We start from the raw sequence: 26290 nt of genomic DNA, 5'->3' as shown, positions 1-26290 counted from the left end.
GACTGGCGACCGGATCGGTAATTTCGGCGATCACACTCTCAGGCCGCGACAGAACCATTCACCGACCGGCGCCGTGAAGGCAATGGAATTGACCGCATGCGGACACTGGCCGCTATCGGTCAACGCTCCCCGTTGAGCCGGTACTTGACTCGTTCTACACTCGCCCAGATGATCCGAAATCAGCTGCGCCGCCTGGTATTGGACAATGGCCTGCGGGTGCTGATGGCTCCGAATCCCGTCGGCGCGTCGATCGGCGTCGCGGTGCACTACGGCGTCGGTTTCCGGACCGAACCCCACGGACATACGGGCCTTGCGCACCTCTTCGAACACCTGGTGTTCCAAGGCGGCCGCCGTGCCGCACCTGAGGGGTACCTACCCCAGGTGCAGCGTGCCGGAGGTTTCGGCGACGCCAGGACCCGCCAGGACGTGACGGTTTACTACGCCGCCGGCCCGGCCCCCGCATTGGAAATGCTGCTCGCGCTCGAAGCGGACCGAATGCGCTCGCCTCGCATTTCCGCGCGAAACCTGCGCACGCAGACCGCGGTGATTGACGAGGAGATCCGCCTCATGGTGCGCAATCGCCCGTACGGCGCATTCCCCTGGGTACTGCCGCGCGCCCTGCACACTCGTGGTGAGAACACCAGGGACGGGTACGGCGAAACCGTCGACCTGGCAGCATTCGACATCCCGCTGTGCGAGAAGTTTTTCGCCGACCACTACGGCCCCGGAAATACTGTGGTGACGCTGACCGGTGCGTTCGACCCGGGGACGGCGGAGCGTCTCGTACGCGAGCACTTCGAGCCCCTGGCGGCCCGTCCGTCGGTGGCCGCACCCGACGGGCACGAGCCGTTGCCGCGCGAGGAGCGTCGGATGACCGTCGCCGATCCGCACGCCGGGGCGCCCGCGGTGGCGGTGGGCTACCGGATGCCGGACCCGGTCACCGAGCGCGCCGACTACCTCGCGCACCTCGTGCTGGCCGCGCTGCTCGGCCAGGGCAGACAAGCCCTGCTGCGCCGAGGGCCGACCGCTGCCGCGCGGGTGTCGAGCCTCTCGGTGGGCTGCGGTCTGTTCGGACTGCCGCTGGATACGGCGGGGCCCGATCTGCTGACGCTGTTCGCCGCGCACGAGCACGAGCACGGCGCCGAGGACGTCCTGGCCGCGCTGGACGGCACGCTGGAGGCACTGGCGAGGGACGAGGTCGATCCCGCACTGCTGCGTGCCACGACCGCCCGCTGGGCCGCCGGGGCGCTGCGCGAACTCGGTGACCCGGGCACCCGGGCACAGTTGCTCGGGCTGCGCGAAGCGCTGTTCGGCGAGGCCGAGTTGACTGGGGCGCTGCCGGAGCTGGTGCGGACCGGGGTGACCGGTGAGCAAGTGAGCCGGGCCGCCGCCCGGCTCACGTCCTCGCACCGGGCGGTCGTGCGCTTCATACCGGACAAAGCCGCGCCACGGGGCGCCGCGCGAGAGAAGGCGGCATGACCAAAGGTGCGATGGCCAAAGACATGATGGCCGAAGGCGTGACGCACGAGCACGGTATCCGCGGCGGCCGACCGCACGGGCGGCTGCCGCTGCCCGACGTCGACATCACTCTCGCCAGCGGACTGCGTGTGGTGGTCTGTTCGGCCCCCGTCGTCCCCCTCGTCGAGATCCGGCTCACCGTCCCGTACGCCGCCACCGGCCCCGGCGAGGTGGCGGCGTGCCAACTGCTGGCCGGGGTCCTGCAGTACGGCACCGCGCACCGGGACGCGGACGGCTACGACGCGGCGCTCGCCGCGCACGGCGCCACTCTGGACTCCGCCGCGGACGCCCGCAAACTCACCATCGCCGGGCACACCATGGCCGACGCCCTGCCGCCCGTACTCGCCCTGCTGGCCGAGTCGGTCCGAGAGCCGCGGCTGACGGAGGACGTCGTCGCCCCCGAACGCGAACGGCTGGCACGCCGCATACGGCTGGCCACCCACCAGCCGGCGGCCCTCGCCCAGCACGCGCTGCTGCGACGGCGGTACGGCGAGGAGACCGCCGCCCGCTGGCAGCCGACGCCCGAACTGGCCGCCGCCTGCACACCGGACGGCCTGGCGACGCTGCACGCGCGACACCTGGGGGCCGCGGGCGCGGTGCTCGTGCTGGTCGGAGACCTGAGGCCGGAGGAAGCCGTCGCCACGGTCACGGACGTGTTCGGGCCGTGGGAGGCGGGGCCGGAAGGCGACGTACCCGAGGTGCCGCCGCCGTTCGCGGGCGGGCCGCTGCTCCGGGTGGACCGGCCCGGGTCCGTCCAGAGCGTGATCCGGCTGGCCACCCCCGCGCTGCCCCGAACCGACCCGGGCTACCCGGCCCTGCACCTGGCCCAGTTGGTCTTCGGCGGGTCTTTCGCCTCCCGGCTGGTCGCGCGTCTGCGCGAGGACGAGGGGTACGCCTATCAGCTCGGTTCGGGCATGGAGTCGGTACCGGGGGCCTCGACGCTGATGGTCGAGGCCGACACCGCCGCCGAACACACCGTGCCCGCACTCGCGGTGATCAAAGAAGAGCTGGAGCGCATGGCGGCCGAGCCTCCGTCGGTGCGGGAGGTCGGCGCTGCCAGGAGTTACGCGGCCGGTTCCACCGCGACGGCGATGTCGTCACCGGGCGCGCTGGCCTCTGGTCTGGCGAACCTGCTGCACATCGGGGTCGGTTCCGACTGGTTGCACAACTGGGGACCGCTCCTGGACGGCGTGCCGTACGAGGCGGTCGGCGAGGCGGCCCGCCGGTTCTTCCGGCCCGCCGATTTCACGGGTGTGATCGTCGCCGATGAGGCGTCGGTGGCACCGCTGCGCCGGGGCGCCACCGACGAACTCGACTTCTGAGGGCCTTCAGGGCTCCGATCGGTGTTCAGTTCCGGCTCTTCTTGATCCCCGCGACAACGGCGACGAGAACGGCGAGGCCGACGGCGATCCAGAGGGCGGTGCTCATGAGGTACTCCTATGGGGTGAGGTAGCCAGGGAGGCCAGTTGGGTGGGTTCCGAGTAGGGGCGGGGGGATCGGGGCTCTAACGCAGCCGCAGCGCCTCGGCGAGCGGAACGCGGGAGCCGCTGCGGAGCACGCTGCCCGCGTACATCCGTCCGGCGATACGGGTCATCCCGGCCAGGGCGGCGCCCGCCAGCACCAGGGAGAGGGCGATCTGCCAGACCGGGGCGATGCCGAGCAGCATGCGGGCGGGCATCAGGATCGGGCTGAGCGGCGGTACGAGTGACAGCCACTCGATCACCGGGTCGTGTGCGTTCTTGCTCAACAGGGCGATGCCCAGGATGAACGGCGTGGTGATGAGCAGCATCACCGGTTGCAGCACCCCCTGGAGGTCCTCCTGCCGTGAGACGCGCGCGGCCGCCGCGGCCAGCATGGCGGCGAAGAGGAAGAAGCCGAGCAGGAACCAGGCGCCCAGCGTCACCAGCGTCCCGCCCACGGCGGTCGGCAGGGTGAGGGCGCCGGTGCCCTGGGCGAGCGCCACCGCGGCCCCGCCGAGCAGCACGAGCTGGGTCAGGCCGACCACGGCCACACCGATCAGTTTCCCGGCGAGAAGCTGCCAGGGACGAATGGTCGAGAGGAGCAACTCCACCACGCGGCTGGTCTTCTCCTCCACCACCCCCTGCGCCAGCATGATCCCGTAGAAGACGAAGAAGAAGTACAGCAGCCCGGTGGAGGAGAGGATCAGCGCGAACTGCTCGGCCGCGCTGGTCTCCGACGGCTCCAGTGCGTCGACCTTCACGGTGGACGATGCCACGTGCTCCCTGAATTCCACGGGGTCCACACCCGCGCGCTCCAGTTCGCTGGTGGTGCGCTCCTCGGTGGCCGCGGCTCGCACCACGGCGAGCAGCTGCTCGTCCGCCTCACGTTCCACGGACAGCGTGAGCTGCCCGTCGGTGCGGCCGATCACGGCGGATAGGTCCCCCTCGCGCAGGAGACGGTCCGTACGGTCGCCGTCGACGCTGACGAACTCGAAGTCGCCCGCCCCTTCGGCCACCGCGGCGAGCACCGGGCGCGTCGCCGAGGCCTCCCGCTCGACGCCGACCTTGGTCGGCCCGTCCTCGGAGAGGAGAATGATCAGGGCATAGACGCCGAGTGCGAGGAGCAGCCCCAGGGTGCTCAGCGCGAACGACTTCGTCCGCATCCTGCTGTTGATCTCCCGCCGGGCGACCAGGCCGACGGCGCGGCGGGCCGGTAAGTCCTGGCCGGTCGCTTCGCCCCGCGCTCGCACCGCTGTGCTCATCGCTCGCCGCCCTCGGTCCGGTTGCTGATCAGGTCGCGGTACAGCTCGGTCAGCGGCGGGTGTTCGGACACGAAGGCCGAGACCGGCCCGGTGGCCAGCGCCGCGTGGAGCACCCGCTGATCGTCCGCGCCCTGCGCCAGGCGGAGCCGGGTACGGGTGCCCTCGCGGCTCACGACCTCCACGCCCGCCAGCCCCGCGGCCCAGTCCTCCCCCGCCTCAGGGGCGTCGACCAGCAGTCGGCGATCGGCGTTCTCGCTCAGCTCCTTGACCGTCCCGCAGGCGATGAGCCGCCCGCCGCCGACGATGCCGACCCGGTCGCAGACGCGTTCGACGAGCGAGAGCTGATGGCTGGAGAACATGACGGGGACCCCGTCGGCGGCCCGTTCGGCGAGCACGTCACGCATGACGTCGACCGCCACCGGGTCGAGGCCGGAGAACGGCTCGTCGAGCACCAGCGCCTTCGGCCCGTGGACCAGCGCCGCGGCCAGCTGGACCCGCTGCTGGTTGCCGAGGCTGAGGTTCTGGACCTCCTCGGAGGCGTACGAGGACAGCTCCAGCCGCTCGATCCACAGCCCCGCCGCCGCCCGCGCGGCGGACGGCGAAAGGCCGTGCAACTCGCCCAGGTACCGGAGGTGTTCGCGGACCTTCATCCGCGGATAGAGACCGCGCTCCTCGGGCATGTAACCGAACTGCCGACGGGCGGCGAAGTCGACCGGACGGCCGAGCCACCGGACCTCTCCCGCGTCGGGTGTGAGGACTCCGAGGATGATCCGCATCGTGGTGGTCTTCCCGGCTCCGTTGCTTCCCACGAAGCCGAACAGCTCACCGGCGCGGATGTCGAAGGTCATGCCGTCGACGGCCTGACGTCTGCCGTAACTCTTCCGTACGCCGTCGACCTCCAGCGCCGACACAGCCATGCCGCGCACCTCCCCATGCCATGCGTTAACTCACTGAAGTATTGTGTTAACACATCACCTCGTCAAGTTACTCATACACTTTGGCGCTCCACCACGTAGACGTGCTTCTCCGCCTGATCGGTCACCGGGCCGCGGTCCCAGCCGGCCCAGCGGCCGGTCACGCGCAGTCCCGCGAGCCGGGCCATCACGTCGAACTCGGCGGGCCAGGCGTACCGGCTGACCTCCGGCACCTTCCGCAGCCCGCCGGGGCCCATGATCGTGTGGACGACCAGGACGGACTGGAGCGACCGGTTCACCTGAACCGTGTCGAGCAGCAACGCGTCCGGCGCCAGATGGCCGACCCGGGTCGTCGCCTCGGTGAGCCGGTGGTACACCTGCGGGTTGTACGTCTCGAAGACCGCGACCCCGCCGTCCGCCAGCGCGTCGTGGATGCCGCGGAGACAGCTGATCTGCTGCTCCTGGGTGGGCAGCATGAAGAAGGTGTTGAGCGCGGTGAGGACGAGGTCGTACCGCTCCTCGACGGCCAGCGCGCTGAAGTCGCCCACCGACGTGGTGACACCGCCCGTGGGGTCGTTCTCGTGGAGCTTCGCCAGCATCGCGGGGGACGCGTCCACCCCGTGCACCCGGTAGCCGTGCCTGGCCAGCGGGATCGCCAACCGACCGGTCCCCACTCCCAGTTCGAGCAGCGAGGCGGGGGCGGGGCACAGCTCCTGGAGGAAGGCGACCATGGAGTCGATGGCGGGGCCCGAGGCGGGGTAGAGCGTGTCGTAGACGTCCGCCAGCGACTCCCCGTACGCGCTGCTCTCGGTCTGCCGGGGTGTTTCGGTGGTCATGGCTGCCTCCGTGAGTTGTCCGGTGCTTCCAGGTCCGCCCGCAGCCTGTCGGCCGCGGCCAGCACGTCGGGAAAGGACGCGGGCGCCCACGCCTCGCGCTTCCCGCTGGTCGTACTGCGGCCGGGATGGGGTGGGACGACGAGCACGTTGCTCCGCGCGCCGAGCTTGGCGGTGTGTTCCGCGTACGCCGCGCTCTCCGCGCCGCCGGGCGGCAGCGCGGGCGCCAGCGCGATCGCCGCCCGCGTGCACTGAAGCGCGAGGAGGGAGGGCGAGTCGCCCAGCCCGATGGCCAGTCTGGCCAGGTAGTTCAGCGTCGCCGGCAGCACCACGACCGCGTCGGGCCACTGTGCGAGGTCCACATGCCGGGCTCTCGGCTCCGGCTCGTCGGGCCATCGGTCCGCCAGCACGTCACAGCCGCTGATGGCGGCCAGCGCCTCCCGGGTGACGAACCTGGTGGCCGCCCCGGTCAGTACGTACCGCACCTCCGTCCCGGGGTGCCCGGCCTTCAGCCAGCTGGCCCAGAAGGGCAGATGGGCGGCGGTCACCGAACCCGTACCCACCACCAGCAGGCGCCGCACCCCCACTGGTTGGACCGCGCCCGCCGTGCCGGTCACCGCTCCGCCATCCCGGCCACCGGCGCGGGCGGCACCGGGGCACTGTCGACCGCCCGCCTCGCCGGACCACCGCGCAGGGACTGTCCGTACACCAGCTCCTGATAGAGCGCGGAGCGCGTCAGCAGCTCCTCGTGCGTGCCCCGGTCGACGATGTGTCCCTCGTCCACGACCACGATCAGATCGGCGTCCTGCACCGTGGAGATGCGGTGCGCGACCACGATCACCGCGCGCTCGGCCGCGAGCGTGCGCATCAGCACCCGCAGCCGTTCCTCGTTCTCGCTGTCGAGCTGCGAGGTCGGTTCGTCGAAGATGACGATGCGCGTGTCCCGCAGGAGCACGCGGGCGGCCGCCAGCCGCTGCCGCTGGCCTCCCGACAGGTCCTCGGCTCGTCCCAGCTCGGTGTCCAGACCGTCCGGCAGCGCTTCTACGGCGCCGCGCAGCGCCAGCGTCTCCAGCGCCTGCCACAGCTCCGCGTCCGGCAGGTCCTCGTCCTGCCCGAGCTGGAGGTTCTGCCGCACCGTGCCCTCGACGAGCGTGAAGCTCTGGTCGACGTAATTGATCTCGCCGCGCAGCTGGCGCAGGGGCCAGCGCTCGACCGGAAACCCGCAGACGGAGATACGGCCCGAATCCGGCAGGAGGAAGCGCTCGGTGAGCCCGAGCAAGGTCGTCTTTCCCGCCCCGGACGGCCCGACGATGGCGGTGAGTCCCCGTGCGGGGGCCGCGAAGGACGCCTCGTGGATGATGGTGCGCCCGCCGTCCGTGTAAGTGACCGCGTCGAACTCCACCGCGGGCGCGGTCGGTGACGGCTCGACGGGCGAGGCGGCCCCGGCGCCTTCCGAGGCGAGGGTGAGCACACTGTTGAGACGCATCCGGGCGGCCAGGCCGCTCTGCATCCGGGCCACGCCTGAGACCAGCAGGGTCAGCGGCGCGACGAGTTGCAGCAGGTAGACGATGAAGGCGGCGAACTCGCCGATGCCCAGGTCCCCGGAGGCCAGCCGGGCACCGCTGGTGACCATCACCGCGATGATCGAGAGCTGTTGGCCGAGCTGCATCGTGGGTCCGACCAGGGCGGTCACCCTCGCGACCGATACGGCGGCCCTGCGCGCGTCCTCGACACTGCGGCCGAGCGAGGACGCCACCTGGCGTTCGGCGAGGAACGCCTTGACCGTGGGCAGTGACAGCACGGCCGCCGTCATCTGCTGCGACATCGTCCCGATGGCGTTCTGCTGGCGTTCCACACCACCGCGGATCGACCGTACGCACAGGAAGATGCCGACACCGGCGATCGTGAAGGTGGCGAGCACGACGAGCAGCAGGACCCAGTCCAGCATGCCCATGGCGACCAGGGTGCCGATGGCCAGGAAGAGCGACGACGGGAGCTGCGCCACCCCGACGTCCACCACAGAGCGCAGCTGCGTGCTGTCGGAGTTGGCGCGGGCGACCAGATTGCCCGCTCCCTCACGCCGCACCCGCCGCAGCGGCAGGGTCAGGATGTGCGAGACGATCCGGGACCGCGCCTCGGAGACCAGGCCCTCACCGGCGCGGGTGAGCAGGTAGGAGGAGAGCGCCGACGCCAGCCCGGCGCCCACCGCGAGGCCCGCCATCATGAGCAGCGGACCGACGGGACGTTCGTCCTCGGCGAGAGCCATCACCAGATCGCGGACCTGGAGGGGGAGGACGAGGGTGGCGGCGGCGGAGAGCAGGCTCATCACCACCGCGGAGGCCACGGAGGCCCTCCGGCCCTCCAGAAGCTGTGTGAAGACACGCAGCTCGTGGGAATCGTCAGGGCGTGGTTCTCTGGCCATGGTGATGGACCTCCTGCGGGGTGCGGTTGAATCCGGTCACCGTCGTGGCCACGGCTGACGGTTCAGGTCGTCGACGGCTGACTGCTTCAGGTCGTCCACGGCTGACGGTTCAGGTCGTCCACGGCCAGTCGCCCGAGTCGAGATTCCGGGCGGGGTCGGCGGGATCCACGTTCGCCGCGACGCACGCCGCCGCCAGCTCGGCGGCGGTCGGATGTTCGCGGCGCTGTTCCGCCGCGCTCACGAAGGCCCGCGCGACCACATGCGCCCGGTGTTCGCCGAAACTCATTCCGCGCATGCCCGTACGGTCGTCCTTCGGCTCCCACGCGGCCGTCACACCGGGCGCGATCACATGGGCGAACGCCGGGGCGGGCCCCTCCGGCAGGGCGGTGGCAACGGCGGTTTCGGTCACCACGTCGACAACGTGCCAGGAGCGCGAGCTGAGGTAGAGGACCATGCCGTCGTTGCGCGGCAGGCTCGCCGGATTCGAGATGATCTTCGCGCGATAGGTCGCGGAGCGGCTCTCCAGAGCGCTCAGTACGGCATGCCACAGCTCCGGCGCCGCGTCCGGGTCGGCCACCCGCAGATAGAGCCGCAGCAGATCGCCACCACCGGTGCGGCCCGCGCCGCTGTCCACGAGGAAGAAGCCGGGAGAGACGAGCGGGCGGGCCGCCGGGAGTTTCATCGTCGCCACCGGGCGTCCGGGATCTCCCGCCAGCCGCCCGGTTTCCCGGAGCGTCACCGAGTCCGGGACGCCCACGCGCAGGCCGTCGATCTCCACGACCTGTCGGCCGGCGGCCGACCGTTGCCCGGTGAGGATCACCGCGGCGACCGTCTCCGGGTGCGGTGTCGCCTTCGCCAGCCGTGCCTCGAAGTCCGGCGCGCGCAGTGTCTTGGGCGGCTCACGGTCCTTGACCCCGCGCCCGGTGTGCAGCACTTCGTACAGGGTGCGGGCGAGCACGAAGCGCATCGCGGACGCGGACTCGGCGGTCACCTCGTCGTCCCGCACCCAGGCCGTCTTGCCGTCCGGCGCGATCCGTACGTCCTCCAGCGCCAGCCGGAGCCCGGCCGAAAGCACCGGTACGGGCCCCCCGTTCACGGAGGGCTGCTCCGGCACGCGACCGGGCGTGGCCATCTCTTCGGTGCGCGTACTCATGGAGCCTCCCCGAGTCCGACCGTGGAGACGAAGCTCCGCGGATCAAGTAGCGCGGTCCTGCCAATGCCCGCCGCCGCCCGGACGATGGCCGACAGCCGACCGCTCTCCCTGGTCGAGGCGATCAGCCGATCGATCAGGTGCCAGCCGGCGTAGGACGTGGCACGCACCACGAGTCCGTCGTCGTCGGGGCCCCCGCCCTCGCGGTAACCACGGTGGAACCCGGAGATCAGCGGCAATACGCGCACCAGTTCGTCGCTGCCGCGCGCCACGACCTCCTCGTGCGTGAGCACGGGGGAGAACGCGTCGTCCGTCTCCTGCCCGGGAATCCGCAGCACCGCGCGGTGCAGCCACTCGCCGGCGTACGCCCCGACATCGCGTGCCGGGTCACCGAGCCTGAACTCTTCCCAGTCGTTGACGTAGAACGCCGTGTCGGTGAGCAGGAACTGATCCAGCCGCAGGTCACCGTGGATGGGCACACGCGCGACGCTGGCCTCGGCCGCGCGCAGCCGCTCCAGCTCGTCGAGCAGCGCGGCGTCACGCTGCAACAGCGCCCATGCCTGCACGAAGGCGCCGGTGGCGTTGACGTAGTTCTCCAGCGGCAGCGACCGCAGGTCTTCGACCGGTGGGTACGGGTGGGGGTCCGGGTCAGGGAAGTCCTCGGCCCGGAACGGGAGCCGATGCAGCGCTGCCAGCGCCCGCCCGGCCTCCACCGCCATGGCCTCGGTGAACTCCTGGTCCGCGGCGAGTTCGCTGCCGGACCTGATGTCGTCCAGCATCCGGAACACCAGCAGCCGCTGCTCCTCATCGCCCCCGAGGAATTCGGGACGAGGGAAAGGCCGGACACCGCCCTTCACCAGGCACTCGAACGACAAGACCCTTCGGTAGCGCTTCAGGGATTCCCTGGGACTCCCCCTGAGCTGCTTTACGAACACCGAATTCCCGGTGTCCGTGATACCGGACCAGTTCTCATTCCGGCCAGGATAGGAGTAGACCTCCGAGGCGCTCAGTGAACCTAACCCAAGCCGACTCAGAAGCTGTTCGACCGATGCACTCACGGGACTGTCGACAGCCGACGCGGAAGACCGGACCTGCGGGTACTTAATCTTTTCGCCTGCCACAGACGTTTTCTATCGCGGGACGATGCCGCCGGACAACGAACTGACCGGCATCGGCCACCGGGGGCGGCAGGGGCGCACAGGGCGCGGTACAAGATGGCCGCGCGGCGGCGTGGCCCGTCACGGCACCCGGGGGCGATACCGCGGGTACGGCGCGACGAAGCGGGTGCACGGCGGCTGGTGACGGTTTCCTCCGCCAACCGTCACCTGGCGCCGCTTTAAACGACAGCGTGACTCCGGTCAGATGATTCTTCGGCGCACAGCCCACACCACTGCTTCTATCGGGGTTTCCACGTCGACGTGGTCACATATCGATCGGAGTTTGCGCCGGAGTGTGCGGTCGCTCATCTCCATGCGGCGGGCGACCTGCACCATGGTGCAGCCCTCTGAGACGAGTCGAAGGATTCTCAAGTGATCGTTTCCTAGTTCGATGTGGGGATCTCTTAAGGAAGTACTTGAATTCACCTATCAACCTTACGTTCGTCCGGCGGTGAGGCGCCGGATTTCGAGGCACCAAAAGTGCCCTAGGAAGATGGTTTGCGATACTGCTGACGATCAGCTATGGCCAACAGTTCTCGGTGTACGCGCCACCTTGTGGTCGACAGGCATACCGCACAGCGCTTCAATGCGGCGTAACGCCGACACGCCGTCCGCCCAGACACCATTGAGCCGCGCTTCCGCGCTATGCCTCAACGAGAACTCTTTCAGCGAAAATGCCGTGAGTCTCGCATCAAATGGTCACCATGAATGGCGAGGAATTCGCGAAGTTTCGCCGACTCCTGGCGGTTACGTACCCTCGGCCACGACGCCGGCGATCACAGGATCAACGAAGCCCTCGAGCGATGCGCCCTGATCAACTCGTCCAAAAAGCATGAGCTTCCCCCCTGAGCTGAGACCACATGACTGCGCCGGACGGACACGCGGCGGCCGCACCGGAGGCGGCGATGAAGGTCAGTTCATCCGCGGCACCGAACGTGCCGCCAGTATATGAACCACCGGATCCACTTGATCAAGTCTTTACCCATGTGATCGACGTCACATCGTGATCATTTCGCCGGAATCCGAGATTCCACATGTGGTGAATCAATTCCTTGAACCTGCGACTCGGTGTCACGTCCCTGGCTATTCACGCACAAAAGGAGCCAGCTTTAATCATTGGCCATCGTCTGTTTCATCCAGGGAATGACCCAACGCCTCCTCGCCCGACCAGGCACGGGCCCGGCCCGCGGGGGCGAGGCCTGCCCGTGGGGGCGGGGCCGGCTCGCGGGGGCCCGGCTCGTGGGGGCCCGGCTCGTGGGGGGCGGCGAGTTGTCCACAGGGGGAGTTATCCACAGGGCTGCCGGAAATGAGGCAGAAGCGGAAGACTTGGGGAGCAACGCGCGATTCACGCGTGGCGCTCGTGCAGGAGGGGGATCACATGCCGGGCTCACTGGCCGTGCTGCGGGACAGCCACCGGACGGAGGTCGAGCGGCTGCTGACACGGGCCGTCGAGGAGGAGGTGCGGCGCTCGGGCGGCCGCACGGACGGCGGGGTGCTGCTGACCCGCGCGCGGGGCTCGCTGGACGAGATGGCGGCGACCGCGGCCGAGGAGTACGGCGCGTACAGGCGCGCGCTGGAGGAGGCGGAGGCGGGCAGACGACCGCTCTCGGCGATGCTGGGGCGCGGGCGGCTGGCCACCCCGGCGCTGGCCGCGGGGGTGGCGGCGGTCGCCGCCTTCGGCGCGGACCTCACCTTCGGCACGTCGGCGGGCACGGCGCTGGGCGCGGGCGTGACCGCGGGGGTGGCGGGGTCGGCCGCGGCCGTCCTCAAGCTCACCGCGGCGCACTGGCCCGCCGCCCACCGCCAGGCGGCGCTGCGCAACCAGCCCGGCGGGCCCGAGCAGTTGCGGCTGCAGTGGCTGACGGCGGTCGAGGTGCGCGGCATCCGGCCGTTCATCGACAAGCACCGGATGACCTCGGCCGCTACCCGCCAGGGCGGCGGCTCGCCCAAGCGCTCCGGCTCCCCGGCCGGCGGGCAGGCGCCGCGGCTGCGGGGCGCGGACCGCAGCCAGGCGGCCCGCAGGCGCACCGTGCTGGAGCAGTCCTTCGGCCATCTCCCCCAGGCGGACGGCCCGTTCGCCGGGCGCCGCGCGCAGACCACCCAGATCGCCCAGTGGGTGCACCAGGCGCGGGCCAGCACCGAGACCAAGCCGACGGTGGTGCTGCTGGAGGGCCCGCCGGGCTCGGGCCGCACCATGCTGGCCGTGCGGGCGGCCCACGAGCTGCGCGACCAGTTCCGGGGCGCGTGCCTGGTGGATCTGCGCGGGGACAGCGCCGAGCAGGCCCCGCTGTCGACCCGCGACGCGCTGCTGCATCTGCTGAACAGGCTCGGAGCCCCCCGCGACCAGCTGCTCTTCCGGGAGCGGGCCGGTCAGGACCAGCACCTCAAGCGGCTCATCGAGCTGTATCACCAGCACATGACCGGGCTTCCGGTCACGATCGTGCTGGACGACGCGAGCGACGCGGAGCAGGTGTCCACACTGGTCCCGGAGCGGTCCGACAGCCTGATCCTGGTGACCTCGCGCACCCCGCTCACCCTGCCGCCGGATCTGGCCGCGTGGGTGCACAAGCTGGAGGTCGGCCCGCTGGACCAGTCGGGCGCCGAGGAGCTGCTGCGGGTCTCCGCCGAGAACCCGGCCGGGCCCGGTCCGTACGACGGGCAGTCCGTGGAGCGGATCGCCGAGCTGTGCGGGCGGCTGCCCCTGGCCCTGCGGATCGCGGGCTCCTCCCTCGGCCCGCGCACCCCCGCCGCCCTCGCCACCGACCTGGAGGCCTACGGGCCGGTCGGCCCGGTCGAGCGCACCCTGTGGCTGCGCTACACCGACCAGCAGGACGGCGCCCGGCGGCTGCTGCGGCGCCTCGCGCTGGCCGGGCGGGCGAGCATGGGCGCGGCGGCGGCCGCGGCGCTGCTGGGCGCCGATCAGCAGGAGGCGGCCCGTCATCTGGACGCGCTGGGCCGCGCCGGGCTGATCCAGCATGTGCGCGGCAGCCGCTACCGGCTGCACGACGTGGTGCGCTCGTTCGCCGCCGCGCGGCTGGCGGACGAGGAGGAGCCCGAGCAGCGCACCGCCGCGCAGGAGCGGCTGATCCGCAGCTATGCCGAGCTGGCGGACTCGGTGATCCGGCTGGTCGACGGGAAGACGTCCACCCGCGCCGACGTCTTCACCAAGGGCACGGCGGGCGGCCACGGCTTCACCTCGCTGGACGCGGCGCTGGGCTGGCTGGACGACGAATCGAGCTTCATCACGGCGGCGCTGCGCCACGCGGAGGGAGTGGACCAGTCCGTGGTGCTGCATCTGCTGGGCGCGCTGTGCGACTACTGCCTGCTGCGCGGCGACCTGTACCGGCTGGGCGAGATCAGCGAGCTGACCCAGGCAGTCGACCAGGGGCTGCTGGTGCGGTCCGTGCAGTGGCGGACCGGGATCGCCGCCCGCCAGCTCGGCGAGCTGGACCAGGCCCGTACGACGCTGTCCTCGGTGGTCGACCTGTATTTCGAGGCCCAGCACGAGGCGGGCGCGGCCCGGGCGCTGTGCAGCCTCGGCATCACCCTGCACCACCAGGGGAATCTGGTCGAGGCCTCGGCGAAGCTGCGCGAGGCGCTGGCCCTGCAGACGTCCGAGCCCCTGCGCGGGGACCGGGGGTGGACGATGCACGCGCTGGCCGCCGTGGAGCGGGACCGCGGGCAGCTCGCCGAGGCGCTGGACCTGCTGCGGCAGTCCCTGGAGCTGCACCGGGAGTCCGAGAGCCTGCACGGCCAGGCGTGGGCGCACTTCCAGCTCGGCCAGGCGTGTCTGCGCATGGGCGACGTGCCGCGCGCGGAGGCCGAGCTGCGGGACGCGCTGGGCGCGTACCACCGCACCCACGACCAGCGCGGTGAGGCCTGGGCGCTGACCCAGCTGGCCCGCGCCCGGCTGGTGGCCGGGGAGCCGTCGGCGGCCGTGGACCAGCTGCGCCAGGCCCTGTCCCGGCACCGGGAGAACGAGGACGCGCGCGGTGAGGCCTGGACGCTGTACTACCTGGGCCAGGCCCTGGAGGAGCGCGGCGACCGGGACGCGGCGGTGCGCGAGCTGGAGCGGGCGCGCACGATGTTCAGCCGGATGCGCGATGTGTACGGACTGGCGTGTGCCCGGCACCACTCGGCGCGGGTCACCCGTGATCTGCGGGCGGCGCAGACCGGCTCGCTGCGCAACAGCGGCTTCGCGCGGCAGCTGCTGCAGGACGCGCGGCAGGACTTCCACCGGGTGGGGGTGGCCCATGGCGAGGCGTGGTCATGCGTCGAGCTGGCGGTGATCGACGCGGGGAACGGCCGGGCGGTGCAGGCGCTGGAGCTGGTGGAGGAGGCGACCCGGCTGTTCGCGGAGTACGGGGACCGGCGCGGTGGGTCCTGGGCCCGGTTCCTGCGCTGCACGCTGCTGCCGTTCGCCTCGGCGGGCGGCTCGGTGATCGGCACGGCGGTGGCGCAGGAGGAGCTGGCGGAGCTGCTGCGGGAGCTGCGGGAGCCGGACGGGGCCGCGGCGGGCGGGGACCCCCGGCTGGAGGGGTGCGCGGAGGCGTTCGCGCTGGTGCTGGAGCGCGGTGTGGAGCCGGAAACGGGATGGCAGGCATGGCAGCTCGGCATGGTGCCGAGCCGCCGCTCCCGCGAGGTCATGGCCGTGCTGTCCGACCGGCCCCGCGCCTGAGGCCACACTTGAGGCCGCGCCTGCGCCCGTGTCTGGGCCCGGTCCACTCCGGTCCGGGCCCGGGTGAGGCGGTGCCGCTCCGGGCCTGGGCCCGGGAAGTGGTGCTACGCCGTGCGCGCGCTCAGGCGGTGCGCTCCCCGCGGGCGGGCTCCCCCGCGGCGCCCTTCGCGCCCTTCGGGGAGGCGGTGGCCCGGGCTTCACCGGGCTCCGGCGCCTCCTCGAAGTCCACCTTGTTCATGTGCTTGTTCATGGACTTCATCAGGAGCCACACCGCGCCGCCGATCAGTGCGAAGACGACGAACCCGAGCAGGCCGGGGGTCACCTTGTTCTCGTCCAGATCCTTGGCGAGCGGGACGAGATGCGTCATGGCGAGGGTGCTGGTCGCGCTCATCATGGGGTCAATTGTTGCGGATGCCCGCGAAGAGGTCGTCCTCGGGGAGGGAAGTATCGACGAGCGACTTGGCCAGCTCGTACTCCTCCGTCGGCCAGACCTCCTTCTGGACGTCCATGGGCACCCGGAACCAGCCGCCGTCGGGGTCGATCTGTGTGCGGTGCGCGATCAGCGCCTTGTCGCGGATCTCGAAGAAGTCCGCGCACGGCACATAGGTGGTCAGGGTGCGCTCGCGCCTCGAGAAGTCCTTCCAGCGCTCCAGCCACTCCCCGTACGGCGAATCCAGCCCGCGCGCGAGCAGCGCCTCGTGCAGGGCGACGGTGCGCGGCCGGTTGAAGCCCTGGTTGTAGTAGAGCTTCTGCGGCTGCCAGGCCGGACCCGCCTCGGGGTACTTCTCCGGGTCCCCGGCCGCCTCGAAGGCCACCATCGTGATCTTGTGGGTCATGATGTGGTCGGGGTGCGGATAGCCGCCGTTCTCGTCATACGTGGTGATGACCTGCGGCTTGAAGGAGCGGATCAGCTTGACGAGCGCGCCCGCCGCCTCGTCCACGTCCTGGAGCGCGAAGCAGCCCTCGGGCAGCGGGGGCAGCGGGTCGCCCTCGGGCAGCCCGGAGTCCACGAAGCCCAGCCACTCCTGCTTGACGCCGAGGATCTCGCGCGCCTCGTCCATCTCCTTGGCGCGCACCTCGTGGATGTGCTCCTCGATGTACGGGTCCCCCTGGAGCTTGGGGTTGAGGATGGAGCCGCGCTCACCGCCTGTGCAGGTCGCGACCAGCACGTCCACCCCCTCGGACACGTACTTGGCCATGGTGGCCGCGCCCTTGCTCGACTCGTCATCCGGGTGCGCGTGCACGGCCATCAAACGCAGCTGCTCAGTCAACTTCGATCCTCAGTGATTCGTCGCGGAAGACGGCTTCTATAGTGACCCACAGCGGGCCCGAATAATTCCGGGTCTCCCAGGCAGGAGGAAGCGATCATGTCGGCGGTGCGCGAGGGCCTTCCCGAGGGGCGCTACGGCCGCTCCGCGGACGAGCGGGCCGACCGCAAGCTGAAGATCATCGGTTCGGTGCTCGGCGCCGGTCTGGTCGCCCTGATCGCCTGGTTCGGGTACGCGTACGTCATCGAAAAGGACGTCAGCGGGCAGCTGACCGGTTTCGAGGTGACCTCGGACGACACCGTCGAGGTCCGGCTGGAGATCACCAAGGACCAGGACACCACCGCCGAGTGCACGGTGCGCACGCTGGACACCTACCACGAAGAGGTGGGCCGCAAGAGCTTCAGTTTCGGGCAGCGCCAGGACGACATGATCAAGATCGTGACGGTGCGCACCACCGCGCGCGCGACCAGCGCCGAGCTGGTCGGCTGCGGCTCCGCCGCGGACAGCTGAGCCGCGCACCGGACAGGGCCCGCCCAGGACACCGGCCCGGCACCGACCGGATACCGTCCCGGCACCGACCGGACGCCGCCCTGACACCGGCTAGAGGCGCAGCCGGAGGCTCGGTCGGAGATCTGAGCCATTCACACCCGAACTGGTCGGTTTTGTCCCGTTTCATGCGCATGGAGCTGAGTTCCCTCCTCCCCGTTTCCTGTCGGAATTGTTAGGCTCGTGGTTTCGCCCGGCTTTGAAGGCGCACCCTTCTGAGTAGGGCGTTCATTTGTATTCCCAGCACCGACGAGGAGCACCTGTGACCCAGACCAGCGAGAACGTCACCTGGCTGACCCAGGAGGCGTACGACCAGCTCAAGGCCGAGCTGGAGTACCTGTCGGGTCCGGCACGTATCGAGATCGCGAAGAAGATCGAGGCTGCCCGGGAGGAAGGTGACCTCCGGGAGAACGGCGGTTACCACGCCGCCAAGGAGGAGCAGGGCAAGCAGGAGCTCCGAGTGCGTCAGCTGACGCAGCTCCTGGAGCACGCGAAGGTCGGAGAGGCACCCGCGGACACCGGCGTGGTCGCCCCCGGCATGGTCGTCACCATCGCCTTCGACGGCGACACGGACGACACCCTGACCTTCCTTCTCGCCTCTCGTGAATACGCGAGCTCGGACATCGAGACCTACTCGCCGCAGTCCCCGCTGGGCACGGGTGTGAACGGCAAGAAGGTCGGCCAGGACGCCGAATACGAACTCCCCAACGGCCGTACGGCCTCGGTGCGCATCCTGGATGCCAAGCCCTACCAGGGCTGAAGCGCCCCCCGAACGCCCGCACGTCGCACAGCGAGCCCCCGGCCGACACGGCCGGGGGCTCGCTGTAGCAGCACTCAGGCCGTCGCCGAGCGGTACTTCCGGACCGACAGCGTCCGGAACACCACGATGATCACCACCGACCACAGCACCGACGCCAGCACCGGATGCTGCATCGGCCAGGCGTCCGAGACGACGCCCTGCGGATTGCCGAACAGCTCCCGGCAGGCCTGCACCGTGGCGCTGAACGGGTTCCAGTCCGCGATGTGCCCCAGGAACTCGGGCATCTTGCTGGACGGCACGAACGCGTTCGAGATGAAGGTCAGCGGGAACAGCCAGATCAGCCCGCCGGACGTCGCGGCCTCGGGGGTCCGTACCGTCAGCCCGATCAGCGCGCCGATCCACGAGAAGGCGTACCCGAGCAGAAGCAGCAGCCCGAACGCGCCCAGCGCGCTCAGGATCCCGTCGTGCACCCGCCACCCCACGATGAGCGCGACGATCGCCAGCACGACCAGCGTCAGCGCCGTCTGTACCAGATCGGCGAGCGTACGGCCGGTGAGCACCGCGCCGCGCGCCATCGGCAGCGAGCGGAACCGGTCGATCAGCCCCTTGTGCATATCGTCGGCGATCCCCGCGCCCGCGCCCGCCGTCGCGAAGGTGACGGTCTGCGCGAAGATCCCGCCCATCAGGAACTCGCGATAGACGTCCGCGTCCGCACTGGCCTGCCCCGGCACCATGATCGCGCCGCCGAATACATAACTGAACAGCACCACGAACATAATGGGCTGGATAAGGCCAAAAATGACGACTTCCGGAATCCGCATCATTCGGATCAAATTGCGCTGGGCGACCACCAGCGAGTCCCGGACCGCCCCGAGCGGCCCGCCGCGCGGCCGGGGGGCGGCGGCGACCGTGGCGCCCGACTCCTCGACAACAGCCATCACTTGCCTCCCTCGCGCGCACCGCTCGCCCCGACGTCACTCGTCCCCACGCCGCTCGCCCCGACGCCCCTCGCCCCGACGCCCCTCGCTCCGACGCCGTCCTCGGCGCCGCTGTCCTCGGCGCCATGGCCGGTGAGCGAGATGAAGACATCGTCGAGCGTCGGGCGGCGCAGCCCGATGTCGTCGATCTCCACCCCACGGGTGTCCAGTTCGCGGATGACCTCGGCGAGCAGCTTGGCCCCGCCGACCACCGGCACGGTGACCTTGCGGGTGTGCTCCCGCACCGTGGTCTCCCCCTTGCCCAGCACCCGCAGCACATGCTCGGCGACCGCGATGTGCTCCCGCTCGTGCACCACGACCTCCACCCGCTCCCCGCCGGTACGGGCCTTGAGCTGGTCGGAGGTGCCGCGGGCGATGACCTTGCCGCGGTCGATCACGCAGATGTCATGGGCCAGATGGTCGGCCTCCTCCAGGTACTGCGTGGTCAGCAGCAGCGTCGTACCGCCCGCCACCAGCTCCTGGATGACCTCCCACAGCGCCTGCCGGTTGCGCGGGTCGAGCCCCGTCGTCGGCTCGTCCATGAACATGACGGGCGGGCTGACGACCAGGGCGGCGGCGAGGTCGAGACGGCGGCGCATGCCGCCGGAGTACGTCTTGGCGGTGCGGTCGGCCGCGTCCGCGAGGTGGAACCGCTCCAGCAGCTCGTCCGCGCGGGCCTTCGCCTCGCGCGCGCCCATCTGGTAGAGCTGGCCGACCATCCGGAGGTTCTCGCGGCCCGTCAGATACTCGTCGACGGCGGCGAACTGCCCGGACAGGCCGATGGACCGGCGGACCTCGTTGGGGTACTTCAGCACATCCACCCCCGCGACCACCGCCGTCCCGCTGTCCGGGCGCAGCAGCGTGGTCAGCACGCGCACCGCGGTGGTCTTGCCCGCACCGTTGGGGCCGAGCAGTCCGAGCACGGTTCCTTCCGGCACGTCGAGGTCGACGCCGTCCAGAGCCCTTACTTCGCCGAAGGTCTTCACCAGGCCCTCGGCATGGATCGCGCCTGGCATGTGGCACTCCCAGAGTTGGGTGTTCCCGGGTTGAGTCAGCGCCACGGGGGACGCGTCCCCTCAATAAAGGCATATGTCCGGCCACAACGGCAGCGTCGCGACAGCAACTGGAGAGGAATCCGCACGCAATCGCGTTACATCGCGACACATGCCTGACGGCAGGCGTATGCCGTCAGATCATCACCGTGTACCCGGCCCCGTGCAGCGCCTCGCGGACCTCGGCGCAGTGCTCCGGCCCCTTCGTCTCCAGCTGAAGCTCTACCTCCGCTTCACTGAGCCCCAGCCGAGGGTTGATCCGCACATGGCTGATGTCCAGCACATTGGCGTCCATCGCCGACAGCTCCGCCAGCAGCGTCGCCAGCGCCCCCGGCCGGTCGGTGAGCCGCAGGCGCAGCGACAGATAGCGGCCCGCCGCGGCCATGCCGTGCCGCAGGATGCGCTGCATCAGCAGCGGATCGACGTTGCCGCCCGAGAGCACCGACACCACCGGCCCCTCGAAGGACTCCGGATCCGACAACACCGCAGCCACCGGGCTCGCCCCCGCCGGTTCGACCACCAGCTTCGCCCGCTCCAGGCACAGCAGCAGCGCGCTGGACAGCTCGTCCTCGCTGACCGTGCGGACCTCGTCGACGAGCGCGTTGATGATCTCGAACGGAACGTCGCCCGGCAGCCCCACCTTGATGCCGTCCGCCATCGTCACCGGCGCCTCGACCGGCACCGGGCGCCCCGCCGCCAGCGAGGGCGGATACGCCGCGGCGCCCGCCGCCTGCACCCCCACCACGCGTACGTCCGGCCGCAGCGCCTTCACCGCCACCGCGACCCCGGCGACGAGCCCGCCCCCGCCGATGCCCACCACGACCGTGCGCACCTCGGGGCACTGCTCCAGGATCTCCAGGCCCACCGTGCCCTGGCCCGCGATGACGTCCGGGTGGTCGAACGGGTGGATGAAGACCGCACCCGTCTCCTCCGCGTACCGCCGCGCCGCCCGCATCGACTCGTCCACGATCTGGCCCTCGAACCGGACCTCCGCGCCGTAGTCCCGGGTCGCCGCGATCTTCGGCAGCGGCGCACCCTCGGGCATGAAGACGGTCGACCGCACCCCCAGCAGCGAGGCCGCGAGCGCGACGCCCTGCGCATGGTTCCCGGCGCTCGCCGCGACCACCCCCGCGGCCCGCTCCGCGGCCGTCAGACGGGCGATCCGCACATAGGCGCCGCGCAGCTTGAAGGAGCCCGTACGCTGCAGGTTCTCGCACTTCAGCTGCACCGGGGAGCCGACCAGACCGGTCAGATAGCGGCTGCCCTCCAGAGCGGTCAGCCGGGAGACCCCCGAAAGCATCTTCTGCGCCTCGCGCACATCATCCAGCGTGACCGCGAGCGGAGCGGACGGTACGGAACGGGCGGGACTCGGGGCCCGGCCGGACCCTTCCTCGCCGCCGGGTCGGGGGGCCATACCGCCGGATCGTGGAGCCATGGCCCCAGTCTCGCAGCTCCATCGCAACACGGCCGGGCCGGGGGAACCAGACGTTGGCCGGTTGTCGGCAGGTTTCTGCAGCCCCCGTACGGGCAGGGCCCGGGCCGCGTACTCTGTGCCACATCCCACAGACCACCGCATGAAGTGAGCCCTAGGCCATGCCCACCCAATCGGACATGACGACTCAACTCGACACAGGCGTACTCGATTCACTCCAGCACCAGGTCGCGATCTTCGCCCGCCGCGCGGAGCAGACCCGGCTCGGCGGCGTCGGACAGGCCCGCAATTCGATGGACCGCGCCGCCTACCTGCTGCTCAACCGGCTCGACCAGGAAGGCCCCATGGGGGTCAAGGCGCTCGCCGGAGGCATGGGCATCGACTCGTCCACCGTGACCCGGCAGGTTGCCCCGCTGGTCGACTCCGGCCTGGTCAAGCGCACCTCGCACCCCGAGGACGGGCGCGCCGTCGTCCTCCAGCTCTCCCCGCGCGGCAAGGCCCGTCTTGAGGAGGTGCGCTCCTCGCGGCGCGAGCTGATGGCGCAGGTCACGGACGACTGGACGGTGGAGGAGCGCGATATGTTCTGCGATCTGCTCACCCGCTTCAACGTCGCCCTCTCCGCCGCGCACGGCGCGGTGCCGCAGGCGGCGGCCCCGGCGTCCTGACTCCTGACTCTTGACCGGGCGCCCCTGCCTGCCGTGTCCTTGAGGAACGGAAGGCGGAGGACGTGGTGCGAGAGCGGCAGGCAGCACGGGAGAGCCGCCGGGCCCGGGAATTCGAGGCATTCGTCGCGGGCGCGGGTGGCAGGTTGTTGCACGCGGCCACACTGCTCACCGGAGAACGCACAGGGGAACGCTCGGGGGAAGTCGAAACCGAAGCCGGCACCGTCGTCGGCACCACGGCCGCGCAGGACCTGCTGACCGCCGCGCTCGCGCGCACCTACGCCCGCTGGGACCGGCTGCGCGGTGAGGATCCGTACGACCGCGCCCGCCAGGAGCTGGCCGCCCTCTTCGCCCACCGGGCCCGCCGCTACCGCCGCCCGCGCGGCGGCGTACTGGACCGGCTCACCCCGCGTGAGCGGCTGGTGCTGGTGCTGCGGCTGTACGAGGGGGTAGCGGAGGAGCAGGCGGCGGCCACGCTGGGCCTGCCGGTCGAGCGCGTACGGGCCATCTGCGCGCGGGCCGTCACCCTGATGCGCAACCCCCCGCCACGCCCCGGCCCCCATGACGTACCCGAGCCCCCGAACACCGGCCATCCCGCGGGAGCGGCACGATGAGCTTCCCGGACCGCAAGGAGGACCAGGTCCGGCGGATGCTGGAGGGGCCGCATCCGGTACTGCCGCCGGATCTGGCCGGACGGGCGGCCGGGCGCGGGCAGCGGCTGCTGCGCCGCCGCCGGACGGCGCGGACCGTCGGCTGGGCGGTGCTGATCGCCGCGGTCGTCGCGTTCACCGTCTGGGCGGCGGTCGTCCACCCGTGGGCGGGGCCGCCCACCGACACCACCCCTCCGCTGGAGGGGTGGTGACTCAGGTGGTCAGGCCAGCGCCCGCGTGAGATCCGCCAGCAGGTCGTCGATGGACTCGATGCCCACCGACAGCCGTACGAGATCCCCCGGCACCTCCAGCGCCGAACCGGCCGTCGAGGCGTGGGTCATCCGCCCCGGGTGCTCGATCAGCGACTCGACGCCGCCCAGCGACTCGCCGAGCGTGAACAGCCGGGCCCGGTTGCAGACCTCGACCGCCGCCTCCTCGCCACCGGCGACCCGGAACGACACCATGCCGCCGAACGCCCGCATCTGCTTGGCGGCGACCTCGTGGCCCGCGTGCTCGGCCAGCCCCGGGTAGTAGACCTGGGCCACCTTGGGGTGGGCGGTGAGCAGCTCCGCGACGCGCTCGGCGTTCGCGCTGTGCCGGTCCATCCGTACGCCGAGCGTCTTGATGCCGCGCAGCACCAGCCAGGAGTCGAAGGGGGCGGCGACGGCGCCCATCGCGTTCTGGTGGAAGGCGAGTTCGTCGCCGAGGGCCGGGTCGGAGACGATCAGCGCGCCGCCGACGACGTCCGAGTGGCCGCCCATGTACTTGGTGGTGGAGTGCACGACGACGTCCGCCCCGAGCGCCAGCGGCTGCTGCAGATACGGGCTGGCGAACGTGTTGTCCACGACGAGCCGGGCCCCCGCGGTGCGGGCGACGTCGGCGACGGCGGCGATGTCGGTGATGCCCAGCAGCGGGTTGCTCGGCGTCTCGACCCAGATCACCTTCGTACGGGGGCGCAGCGCGGCCCGTACCGCGGCCGGGTCGGAGGTGTCGGCGACCGACCACTCCACGCCCCAGCGCTCGACGACCTTGGAGAAGAGGCGGAACGTGCCGCCGTACGCGTCGTTCGGGATCACCACATGGTCGCCCGGCACCAGCAGCGTGCGCAGCAGGCAGTCCTCGGCGGCGAGGCCGGAGGCGAAGGCGAGCCCGCGGCGGCCTCCCTCCAGGGCAGCCAGGTTCTCTTCCAGCGCGGTGCGGGTGGGGTTGGCGGAGCGGCTGTACTCATAGCCGCCGCGCAGCCCGCCCACCCCGTCCTGCTTATAGGTGGAGACCTGGTAGATCGGCGGAACGACGGCGCCGGTAAGCGGGTCCGCCTCCTGGCCCGCGTGGATGGCGAGCGTCTCGAAGCTCTGGGGGTCCTGATCGGTCATGAGCCCGAGCGTAACGCGCGGCGGGCGGGTCGGGGCGGGGCGGCGGGCAGGTCCAGGATTCAACGGCTGTCTTCAATATCCGCCGGGGCGCATAGGCTGGAGCACAAGCCGTCACGGGACTTCACACGGGGACACCATGGAGCTTCTGATCTTCCTCATCGCCGTCGTCATGATCGGTGGGCTGATCGTGCTGCCCGCCCTGCGGCGGAGGCGCGGCGGCCGCGAGGCCCTGCGGGGCGCGGTGCGCGCCACGGACCCGGGTGAGTACGGCTTCGTACCGCCCGAGCAGCTGGACGTACGGCTGCCCGGCCCGGACCGCCAGCTCATCGACGCGCTGGAGGAGGTCCAGTCCGGCCAGGACTGGCAGCCCGCCTCCCGGCTGCTCGCGCTCACCGAGGCGACCTCCGAACTGCGCTGGCAGCGCGTGCAGACGCTCGCCGGGGCCGCCGCCTTCGAGCTGGCCCAGGCCCCGGGCAAGGGCGGGATGTGGCTGCGCACCTGGCGCGTCGCGGCCCCCGAGGACCCGGGCGCGGCCGCCGTGCAGGCGGAATTCCTGGTCCGCCAGGCGCTGCGCGACCCGTCCTCGCAGGACTTCCGCATGATCCTGGAGGAGGCCCGGGACGTCTGCCACGAGGCGGCGCGGCTGGCCCCCGACGACCCCGTCCCGTACATCATCGAACTCGGCGTCGCCCGCGGTCTCCCCTACCGGCAGGCCGACTTCGAGGAGCTGTGGACCAAGGTCACCGACCGCGCCCCGCACCACATGGGCGCCCACCTCGCCGCCCTCCACTACTGGTGCGAGAAGTGGCACGGCTCCCAGGACCGCGCCGACCGCTTCACCCACGCCGCCGCCGGGTCCGCGCCCGAGAAGAGCCTCCTGCCCGCGCTGCCGCTCTTCGGCGTCTTCGAGCACCTGCCCGAGGTCAACCTCGTTCGCGGCCTCTACCAGAGCGACGTGATCACCAAGGCCGTCGAGGGCGCCCTGTACGCCGTCCGCCGGGCCCCCGCCGACCACCCGGTCCTGCCCCACGTCCGCCATCTGCTGATCTGGTTCCTGGTGCGGTCGGAGCGGTACGCGGACGCCATGGAGCAGCTGCGCCACGTGGACGGCCACGTGGGCGCGGTGCCGTGGTCGTACGGGGCGGACCCGGCCGCCGAGTACGCCGTCTACCGGGCGCTGGCGGTGGCGGGCTGGGAGGGCCACGGCGGCTCCCCGGCGACCCTGCCGAAGTGAGCGGCGCCGCGGCTACCCGGCGACCCTGCCCAGGTGCCCGGCGACCCTGCCCAGGTGAGCGGCGCCCCGGAATTCGAGCGCGCCCCCGCCCGTTGTAAGGGATAGCCACCCCACTCTTCCGCCCTCCGAGGAGCCCTCCCGATGCTGTTCAGCCGCCGCGAGAACCACCTCCCGACCCCCGAGGAGGCGCTGAAGGGCCGCCCCGAGCCGGGCTTCGCGGTCCCCGACCGCCACACCGTCCTCGGCAATCCCCTCACCGGCCCGTATCCGCAGGGCCTGGCCGTCGCCGACTTCGGCCTCGGCTGCTTCTGGGGCGCGGAGCGCGTCTTCTGGCAGGCCCCCGGCGTCTGGACCACCCTGGTCGGCTACCAGGGCGGCCACACCGAGAACCCCACCTACGAAGAGGTCTGCAGCGGCCTCACCGCCCACACCGAGGCCGTCCGCGTCGTCTTCGACCCCGCGGTCACCTCGTACGGCGCTCTCCTGAAGCTCTTCTGGGAGTCCCACGACCCCACCCAGCACTTCCGCCAGGGCAACGACGTCGGCACCCAGTACCGCTCGGCCATCTACACCCACTCCCCCGAGCAGCAGTCCGAGGCCGAGACCTCCCGCACCGCCTACCAGTCCGTCCTGACCGGCTCGGGCTACGGCGAGATAGCCACCGAAGTTCTTCCCGCGGGCCCCTTCTACCCGGCCGAGCCCTACCACCAGCAGTACCTGGACAAAAACCCCGCAGGCTACTGCGGCATCGGCGGCACGGGCGTCTCCTGCCCGATCGGCGTGGCCCCGGCGGACGGCTGAGGGAGAAATGGCGAGGCCTGCGGAGTAGTGCGACCATCGAATCGCGTCCTGTCGGCCGGTAGTCCCGCCACGCGGCGCGGGACCGGCCGGGGCGCTGACATCGATGATGTGCGGTCGCTGTTCCTCCCCGGAGGGAGCTTC

The 26290-nt window shown here is 71.2% G+C and carries 23 protein-coding genes; 10 read left to right on the top strand and 13 right to left on the bottom strand.

All coding sequences use genetic code 11. The features are described 5' to 3' along the window. The first annotated feature begins 96 nt into the window (after positions 1-96). Both ACZ6CL_RS01200 and ACZ6CL_RS01195 read left to right on the top strand, forming a co-directional pair. On the top strand, positions 97-1479 hold the full coding sequence (locus tag ACZ6CL_RS01200; protein ID WP_468929599.1) for a M16 family metallopeptidase: 1383 nt from the start codon (positions 97-99) through the stop codon (positions 1477-1479). Beyond that, the gene (locus ACZ6CL_RS01195) at positions 1476-2840 is read left to right on the top strand and encodes a M16 family metallopeptidase (protein WP_468929596.1); all 1365 of its coding nucleotides are present in this window, start codon (positions 1476-1478) and stop codon (positions 2838-2840) included. The genes ACZ6CL_RS01200 and ACZ6CL_RS01195 overlap by 4 nt, the downstream gene beginning before the upstream one ends. 182 nt (positions 2841-3022) lie before the next feature. Here ACZ6CL_RS01195 and ACZ6CL_RS01190 read toward each other — a convergent pair whose 3' ends face one another. From ACZ6CL_RS01190 to lxmK, 7 genes are all read right to left on the bottom strand, one after another. After that, the gene (locus tag ACZ6CL_RS01190; protein WP_468929593.1) at positions 3023-4240 is read right to left on the bottom strand and encodes an ABC transporter permease; all 1218 of its coding nucleotides are present in this window, start codon (positions 4238-4240) and stop codon (positions 3023-3025) included. After that, positions 4237-5157 carry an ABC transporter ATP-binding protein gene (locus ACZ6CL_RS01185; protein WP_468929591.1) on the bottom strand — a complete coding sequence of 307 codons (921 nt, stop codon included), beginning with the start codon at positions 5155-5157 and terminating at the stop codon, positions 4237-4239. The genes ACZ6CL_RS01190 and ACZ6CL_RS01185 overlap by 4 nt, the downstream gene beginning before the upstream one ends. A gap of 71 nt (positions 5158-5228) precedes the next feature. Further along, on the bottom strand, positions 5229-5990 hold the full coding sequence (locus ACZ6CL_RS01180) for a class I SAM-dependent methyltransferase (RefSeq protein ID WP_468929589.1): 762 nt from the start codon (positions 5988-5990) through the stop codon (positions 5229-5231). Beyond that, complete coding sequence (locus ACZ6CL_RS01175) at positions 5987-6604, bottom strand: flavoprotein (protein ID WP_468929586.1); 618 nt, start codon at positions 6602-6604, stop codon at positions 5987-5989. The genes ACZ6CL_RS01180 and ACZ6CL_RS01175 overlap by 4 nt, the downstream gene beginning before the upstream one ends. After that, complete coding sequence (locus ACZ6CL_RS01170; protein WP_468929583.1) at positions 6601-8409, bottom strand: ABC transporter ATP-binding protein; 1809 nt, start codon at positions 8407-8409, stop codon at positions 6601-6603. Before ACZ6CL_RS01170 ends, ACZ6CL_RS01175 begins: the two co-directional genes overlap by 4 nt. A 109-nt stretch (positions 8410-8518) precedes the next feature. Beyond that, positions 8519-9562: a T3SS effector HopA1 family protein gene (locus ACZ6CL_RS01165; RefSeq protein ID WP_468929580.1), complete on the bottom strand. Its 1044-nt coding sequence runs from the start codon at positions 9560-9562 to the stop codon at positions 8519-8521. Then, a complete protein-coding gene (gene lxmK, locus ACZ6CL_RS01160) occupies positions 9559-10617 on the bottom strand; it encodes a class V lanthionine synthetase subunit LxmK (RefSeq protein ID WP_468931213.1) in 1059 nt (352 codons plus the stop codon). The genes ACZ6CL_RS01165 and lxmK overlap by 4 nt, the downstream gene beginning before the upstream one ends. A 1477-nt stretch (positions 10618-12094) precedes the next feature. Here lxmK and ACZ6CL_RS01155 point away from each other — a divergent pair. Beyond that, positions 12095-15394, top strand: a complete 3300-nt coding sequence (locus tag ACZ6CL_RS01155; RefSeq protein ID WP_468929577.1) for a tetratricopeptide repeat protein — start codon at positions 12095-12097, stop codon at positions 15392-15394. 121 nt (positions 15395-15515) lie between these two features. On the opposite strand, the gene ACZ6CL_RS01150 is transcribed toward ACZ6CL_RS01155, so the two are convergent. Both ACZ6CL_RS01150 and mca read right to left on the bottom strand, forming a co-directional pair. Next, positions 15516-15785 (bottom strand): hypothetical protein, encoded by a 270-nt coding sequence (locus tag ACZ6CL_RS01150; protein ID WP_468931211.1) that lies wholly within the window; start codon positions 15783-15785, stop codon positions 15516-15518. 7 nt (positions 15786-15792) lie between these two features. Next, on the bottom strand, positions 15793-16665 hold the full coding sequence (gene mca, locus ACZ6CL_RS01145; RefSeq protein ID WP_468929575.1) for a mycothiol conjugate amidase Mca: 873 nt from the start codon (positions 16663-16665) through the stop codon (positions 15793-15795). Positions 16666-16761: 96 nt separating this feature from the next. On the opposite strand from mca, the gene ACZ6CL_RS01140 reads away from it, so the two are divergent. Both ACZ6CL_RS01140 and greA read left to right on the top strand, forming a co-directional pair. Further along, on the top strand, positions 16762-17172 hold the full coding sequence (locus ACZ6CL_RS01140; RefSeq protein ID WP_468929572.1) for a DUF4307 domain-containing protein: 411 nt from the start codon (positions 16762-16764) through the stop codon (positions 17170-17172). Positions 17173-17470: 298 nt separating this feature from the next. Further along, on the top strand, positions 17471-17968 hold the full coding sequence (greA, locus tag ACZ6CL_RS01135; protein WP_468929569.1) for a transcription elongation factor GreA: 498 nt from the start codon (positions 17471-17473) through the stop codon (positions 17966-17968). 74 nt (positions 17969-18042) lie between these two features. On the opposite strand, the gene ACZ6CL_RS01130 is transcribed toward greA, so the two are convergent. The 3 genes from ACZ6CL_RS01130 to ilvA all read right to left on the bottom strand — a co-directional run bounded on the left by ACZ6CL_RS01130 (position 18043) and on the right by ilvA (position 21411). Continuing rightward, a complete protein-coding gene (locus tag ACZ6CL_RS01130; protein ID WP_468929566.1) occupies positions 18043-18906 on the bottom strand; it encodes an ABC transporter permease in 864 nt (287 codons plus the stop codon). Next, positions 18906-19961: an ATP-binding cassette domain-containing protein gene (locus ACZ6CL_RS01125; RefSeq protein WP_468929563.1), complete on the bottom strand. Its 1056-nt coding sequence runs from the start codon at positions 19959-19961 to the stop codon at positions 18906-18908. The genes ACZ6CL_RS01130 and ACZ6CL_RS01125 overlap by 1 nt, the downstream gene beginning before the upstream one ends. A gap of 172 nt (positions 19962-20133) precedes the next feature. Then, on the bottom strand, positions 20134-21411 hold the full coding sequence (gene ilvA / locus ACZ6CL_RS01120) for a threonine ammonia-lyase (protein ID WP_468929560.1): 1278 nt from the start codon (positions 21409-21411) through the stop codon (positions 20134-20136). Between the two features lie 179 nt (positions 21412-21590). Between ilvA and ACZ6CL_RS01115 the strand changes: the two genes are divergently transcribed. The 3 genes from ACZ6CL_RS01115 to ACZ6CL_RS01105 all read left to right on the top strand — a co-directional run bounded on the left by ACZ6CL_RS01115 (position 21591) and on the right by ACZ6CL_RS01105 (position 22953). After that, entirely contained in the window at positions 21591-22094 is a 504-nt protein-coding gene (locus tag ACZ6CL_RS01115) for a MarR family winged helix-turn-helix transcriptional regulator (RefSeq protein ID WP_468929557.1), read from the top strand. 65 nt (positions 22095-22159) lie between these two features. Continuing rightward, complete coding sequence (locus tag ACZ6CL_RS01110) at positions 22160-22705, top strand: sigma factor-like helix-turn-helix DNA-binding protein (RefSeq protein ID WP_468931208.1); 546 nt, start codon at positions 22160-22162, stop codon at positions 22703-22705. Next, positions 22702-22953, top strand: coding sequence for a hypothetical protein (locus ACZ6CL_RS01105; protein ID WP_468929554.1), 252 nt, complete (start codon positions 22702-22704; stop codon positions 22951-22953). Before ACZ6CL_RS01110 ends, ACZ6CL_RS01105 begins: the two co-directional genes overlap by 4 nt. A 9-nt stretch (positions 22954-22962) precedes the next feature. Here the strand turns inward: ACZ6CL_RS01105 and ACZ6CL_RS01100 are convergent, their stop codons facing one another. Next, positions 22963-24114 carry a cystathionine gamma-synthase gene (locus ACZ6CL_RS01100; RefSeq protein WP_468929551.1) on the bottom strand — a complete coding sequence of 384 codons (1152 nt, stop codon included), beginning with the start codon at positions 24112-24114 and terminating at the stop codon, positions 22963-22965. Positions 24115-24250: 136 nt separating this feature from the next. Between ACZ6CL_RS01100 and ACZ6CL_RS01095 the strand changes: the two genes are divergently transcribed. Continuing rightward, positions 24251-25348 carry a hypothetical protein gene (locus ACZ6CL_RS01095; RefSeq protein WP_468929548.1) on the top strand — a complete coding sequence of 366 codons (1098 nt, stop codon included), beginning with the start codon at positions 24251-24253 and terminating at the stop codon, positions 25346-25348. Between the two features lie 141 nt (positions 25349-25489). Beyond that, positions 25490-26149, top strand: coding sequence for a peptide-methionine (S)-S-oxide reductase MsrA (gene msrA / locus ACZ6CL_RS01090; protein WP_468929546.1), 660 nt, complete (start codon positions 25490-25492; stop codon positions 26147-26149). Positions 26150-26290 lie beyond the last annotated feature (141 nt).

This window comes from Streptomyces sp. NPDC041200 (assembly GCF_055591805.1).
The sequence above is the reverse complement of the archived record's forward strand: the minus strand, read 5'-3'. Positions and strand labels throughout refer to the sequence as shown.

What these genes read in the sequence shown, in the direction of transcription:
- ACZ6CL_RS01200 (WP_468929599.1), top strand. Translation starts at nt 97, where the DNA reads ATGCGGACACTGGCCGCTATCGGTCAACGCTCCCCGTTGAGCCGGTAC.
- ACZ6CL_RS01195 (WP_468929596.1), top strand. Translation starts at nt 1,476, where the DNA reads ATGACCAAAGGTGCGATGGCCAAAGACATGATGGCCGAAGGCGTGACG.
- ACZ6CL_RS01190 (WP_468929593.1), bottom strand. Translation starts at nt 4,240, where the DNA reads ATGAGCACAGCGGTGCGAGCGCGGGGCGAAGCGACCGGCCAGGACTTA.
- ACZ6CL_RS01185 (WP_468929591.1), bottom strand. Translation starts at nt 5,157, where the DNA reads ATGGCTGTGTCGGCGCTGGAGGTCGACGGCGTACGGAAGAGTTACGGC.
- ACZ6CL_RS01180 (WP_468929589.1), bottom strand. Translation starts at nt 5,990, where the DNA reads ATGACCACCGAAACACCCCGGCAGACCGAGAGCAGCGCGTACGGGGAG.
- ACZ6CL_RS01170 (WP_468929583.1), bottom strand. Translation starts at nt 8,409, where the DNA reads ATGGCCAGAGAACCACGCCCTGACGATTCCCACGAGCTGCGTGTCTTC.
- ACZ6CL_RS01165 (WP_468929580.1), bottom strand. Translation starts at nt 9,562, where the DNA reads ATGAGTACGCGCACCGAAGAGATGGCCACGCCCGGTCGCGTGCCGGAG.
- ACZ6CL_RS01155 (WP_468929577.1), top strand. Translation starts at nt 12,095, where the DNA reads ATGCCGGGCTCACTGGCCGTGCTGCGGGACAGCCACCGGACGGAGGTC.
- ACZ6CL_RS01150 (WP_468931211.1), bottom strand. Translation starts at nt 15,785, where the DNA reads ATGAGCGCGACCAGCACCCTCGCCATGACGCATCTCGTCCCGCTCGCC.
- ACZ6CL_RS01140 (WP_468929572.1), top strand. Translation starts at nt 16,762, where the DNA reads ATGTCGGCGGTGCGCGAGGGCCTTCCCGAGGGGCGCTACGGCCGCTCC.
- ACZ6CL_RS01130 (WP_468929566.1), bottom strand. Translation starts at nt 18,906, where the DNA reads ATGGCTGTTGTCGAGGAGTCGGGCGCCACGGTCGCCGCCGCCCCCCGG.
- ACZ6CL_RS01125 (WP_468929563.1), bottom strand. Translation starts at nt 19,961, where the DNA reads ATGCCAGGCGCGATCCATGCCGAGGGCCTGGTGAAGACCTTCGGCGAA.
- ilvA (WP_468929560.1), bottom strand. Translation starts at nt 21,411, where the DNA reads ATGGCCCCCCGACCCGGCGGCGAGGAAGGGTCCGGCCGGGCCCCGAGT.
- ACZ6CL_RS01115 (WP_468929557.1), top strand. Translation starts at nt 21,591, where the DNA reads ATGCCCACCCAATCGGACATGACGACTCAACTCGACACAGGCGTACTC.
- ACZ6CL_RS01105 (WP_468929554.1), top strand. Translation starts at nt 22,702, where the DNA reads ATGAGCTTCCCGGACCGCAAGGAGGACCAGGTCCGGCGGATGCTGGAG.
- ACZ6CL_RS01100 (WP_468929551.1), bottom strand. Translation starts at nt 24,114, where the DNA reads ATGACCGATCAGGACCCCCAGAGCTTCGAGACGCTCGCCATCCACGCG.
- ACZ6CL_RS01095 (WP_468929548.1), top strand. Translation starts at nt 24,251, where the DNA reads ATGGAGCTTCTGATCTTCCTCATCGCCGTCGTCATGATCGGTGGGCTG.
- msrA (WP_468929546.1), top strand. Translation starts at nt 25,490, where the DNA reads ATGCTGTTCAGCCGCCGCGAGAACCACCTCCCGACCCCCGAGGAGGCG.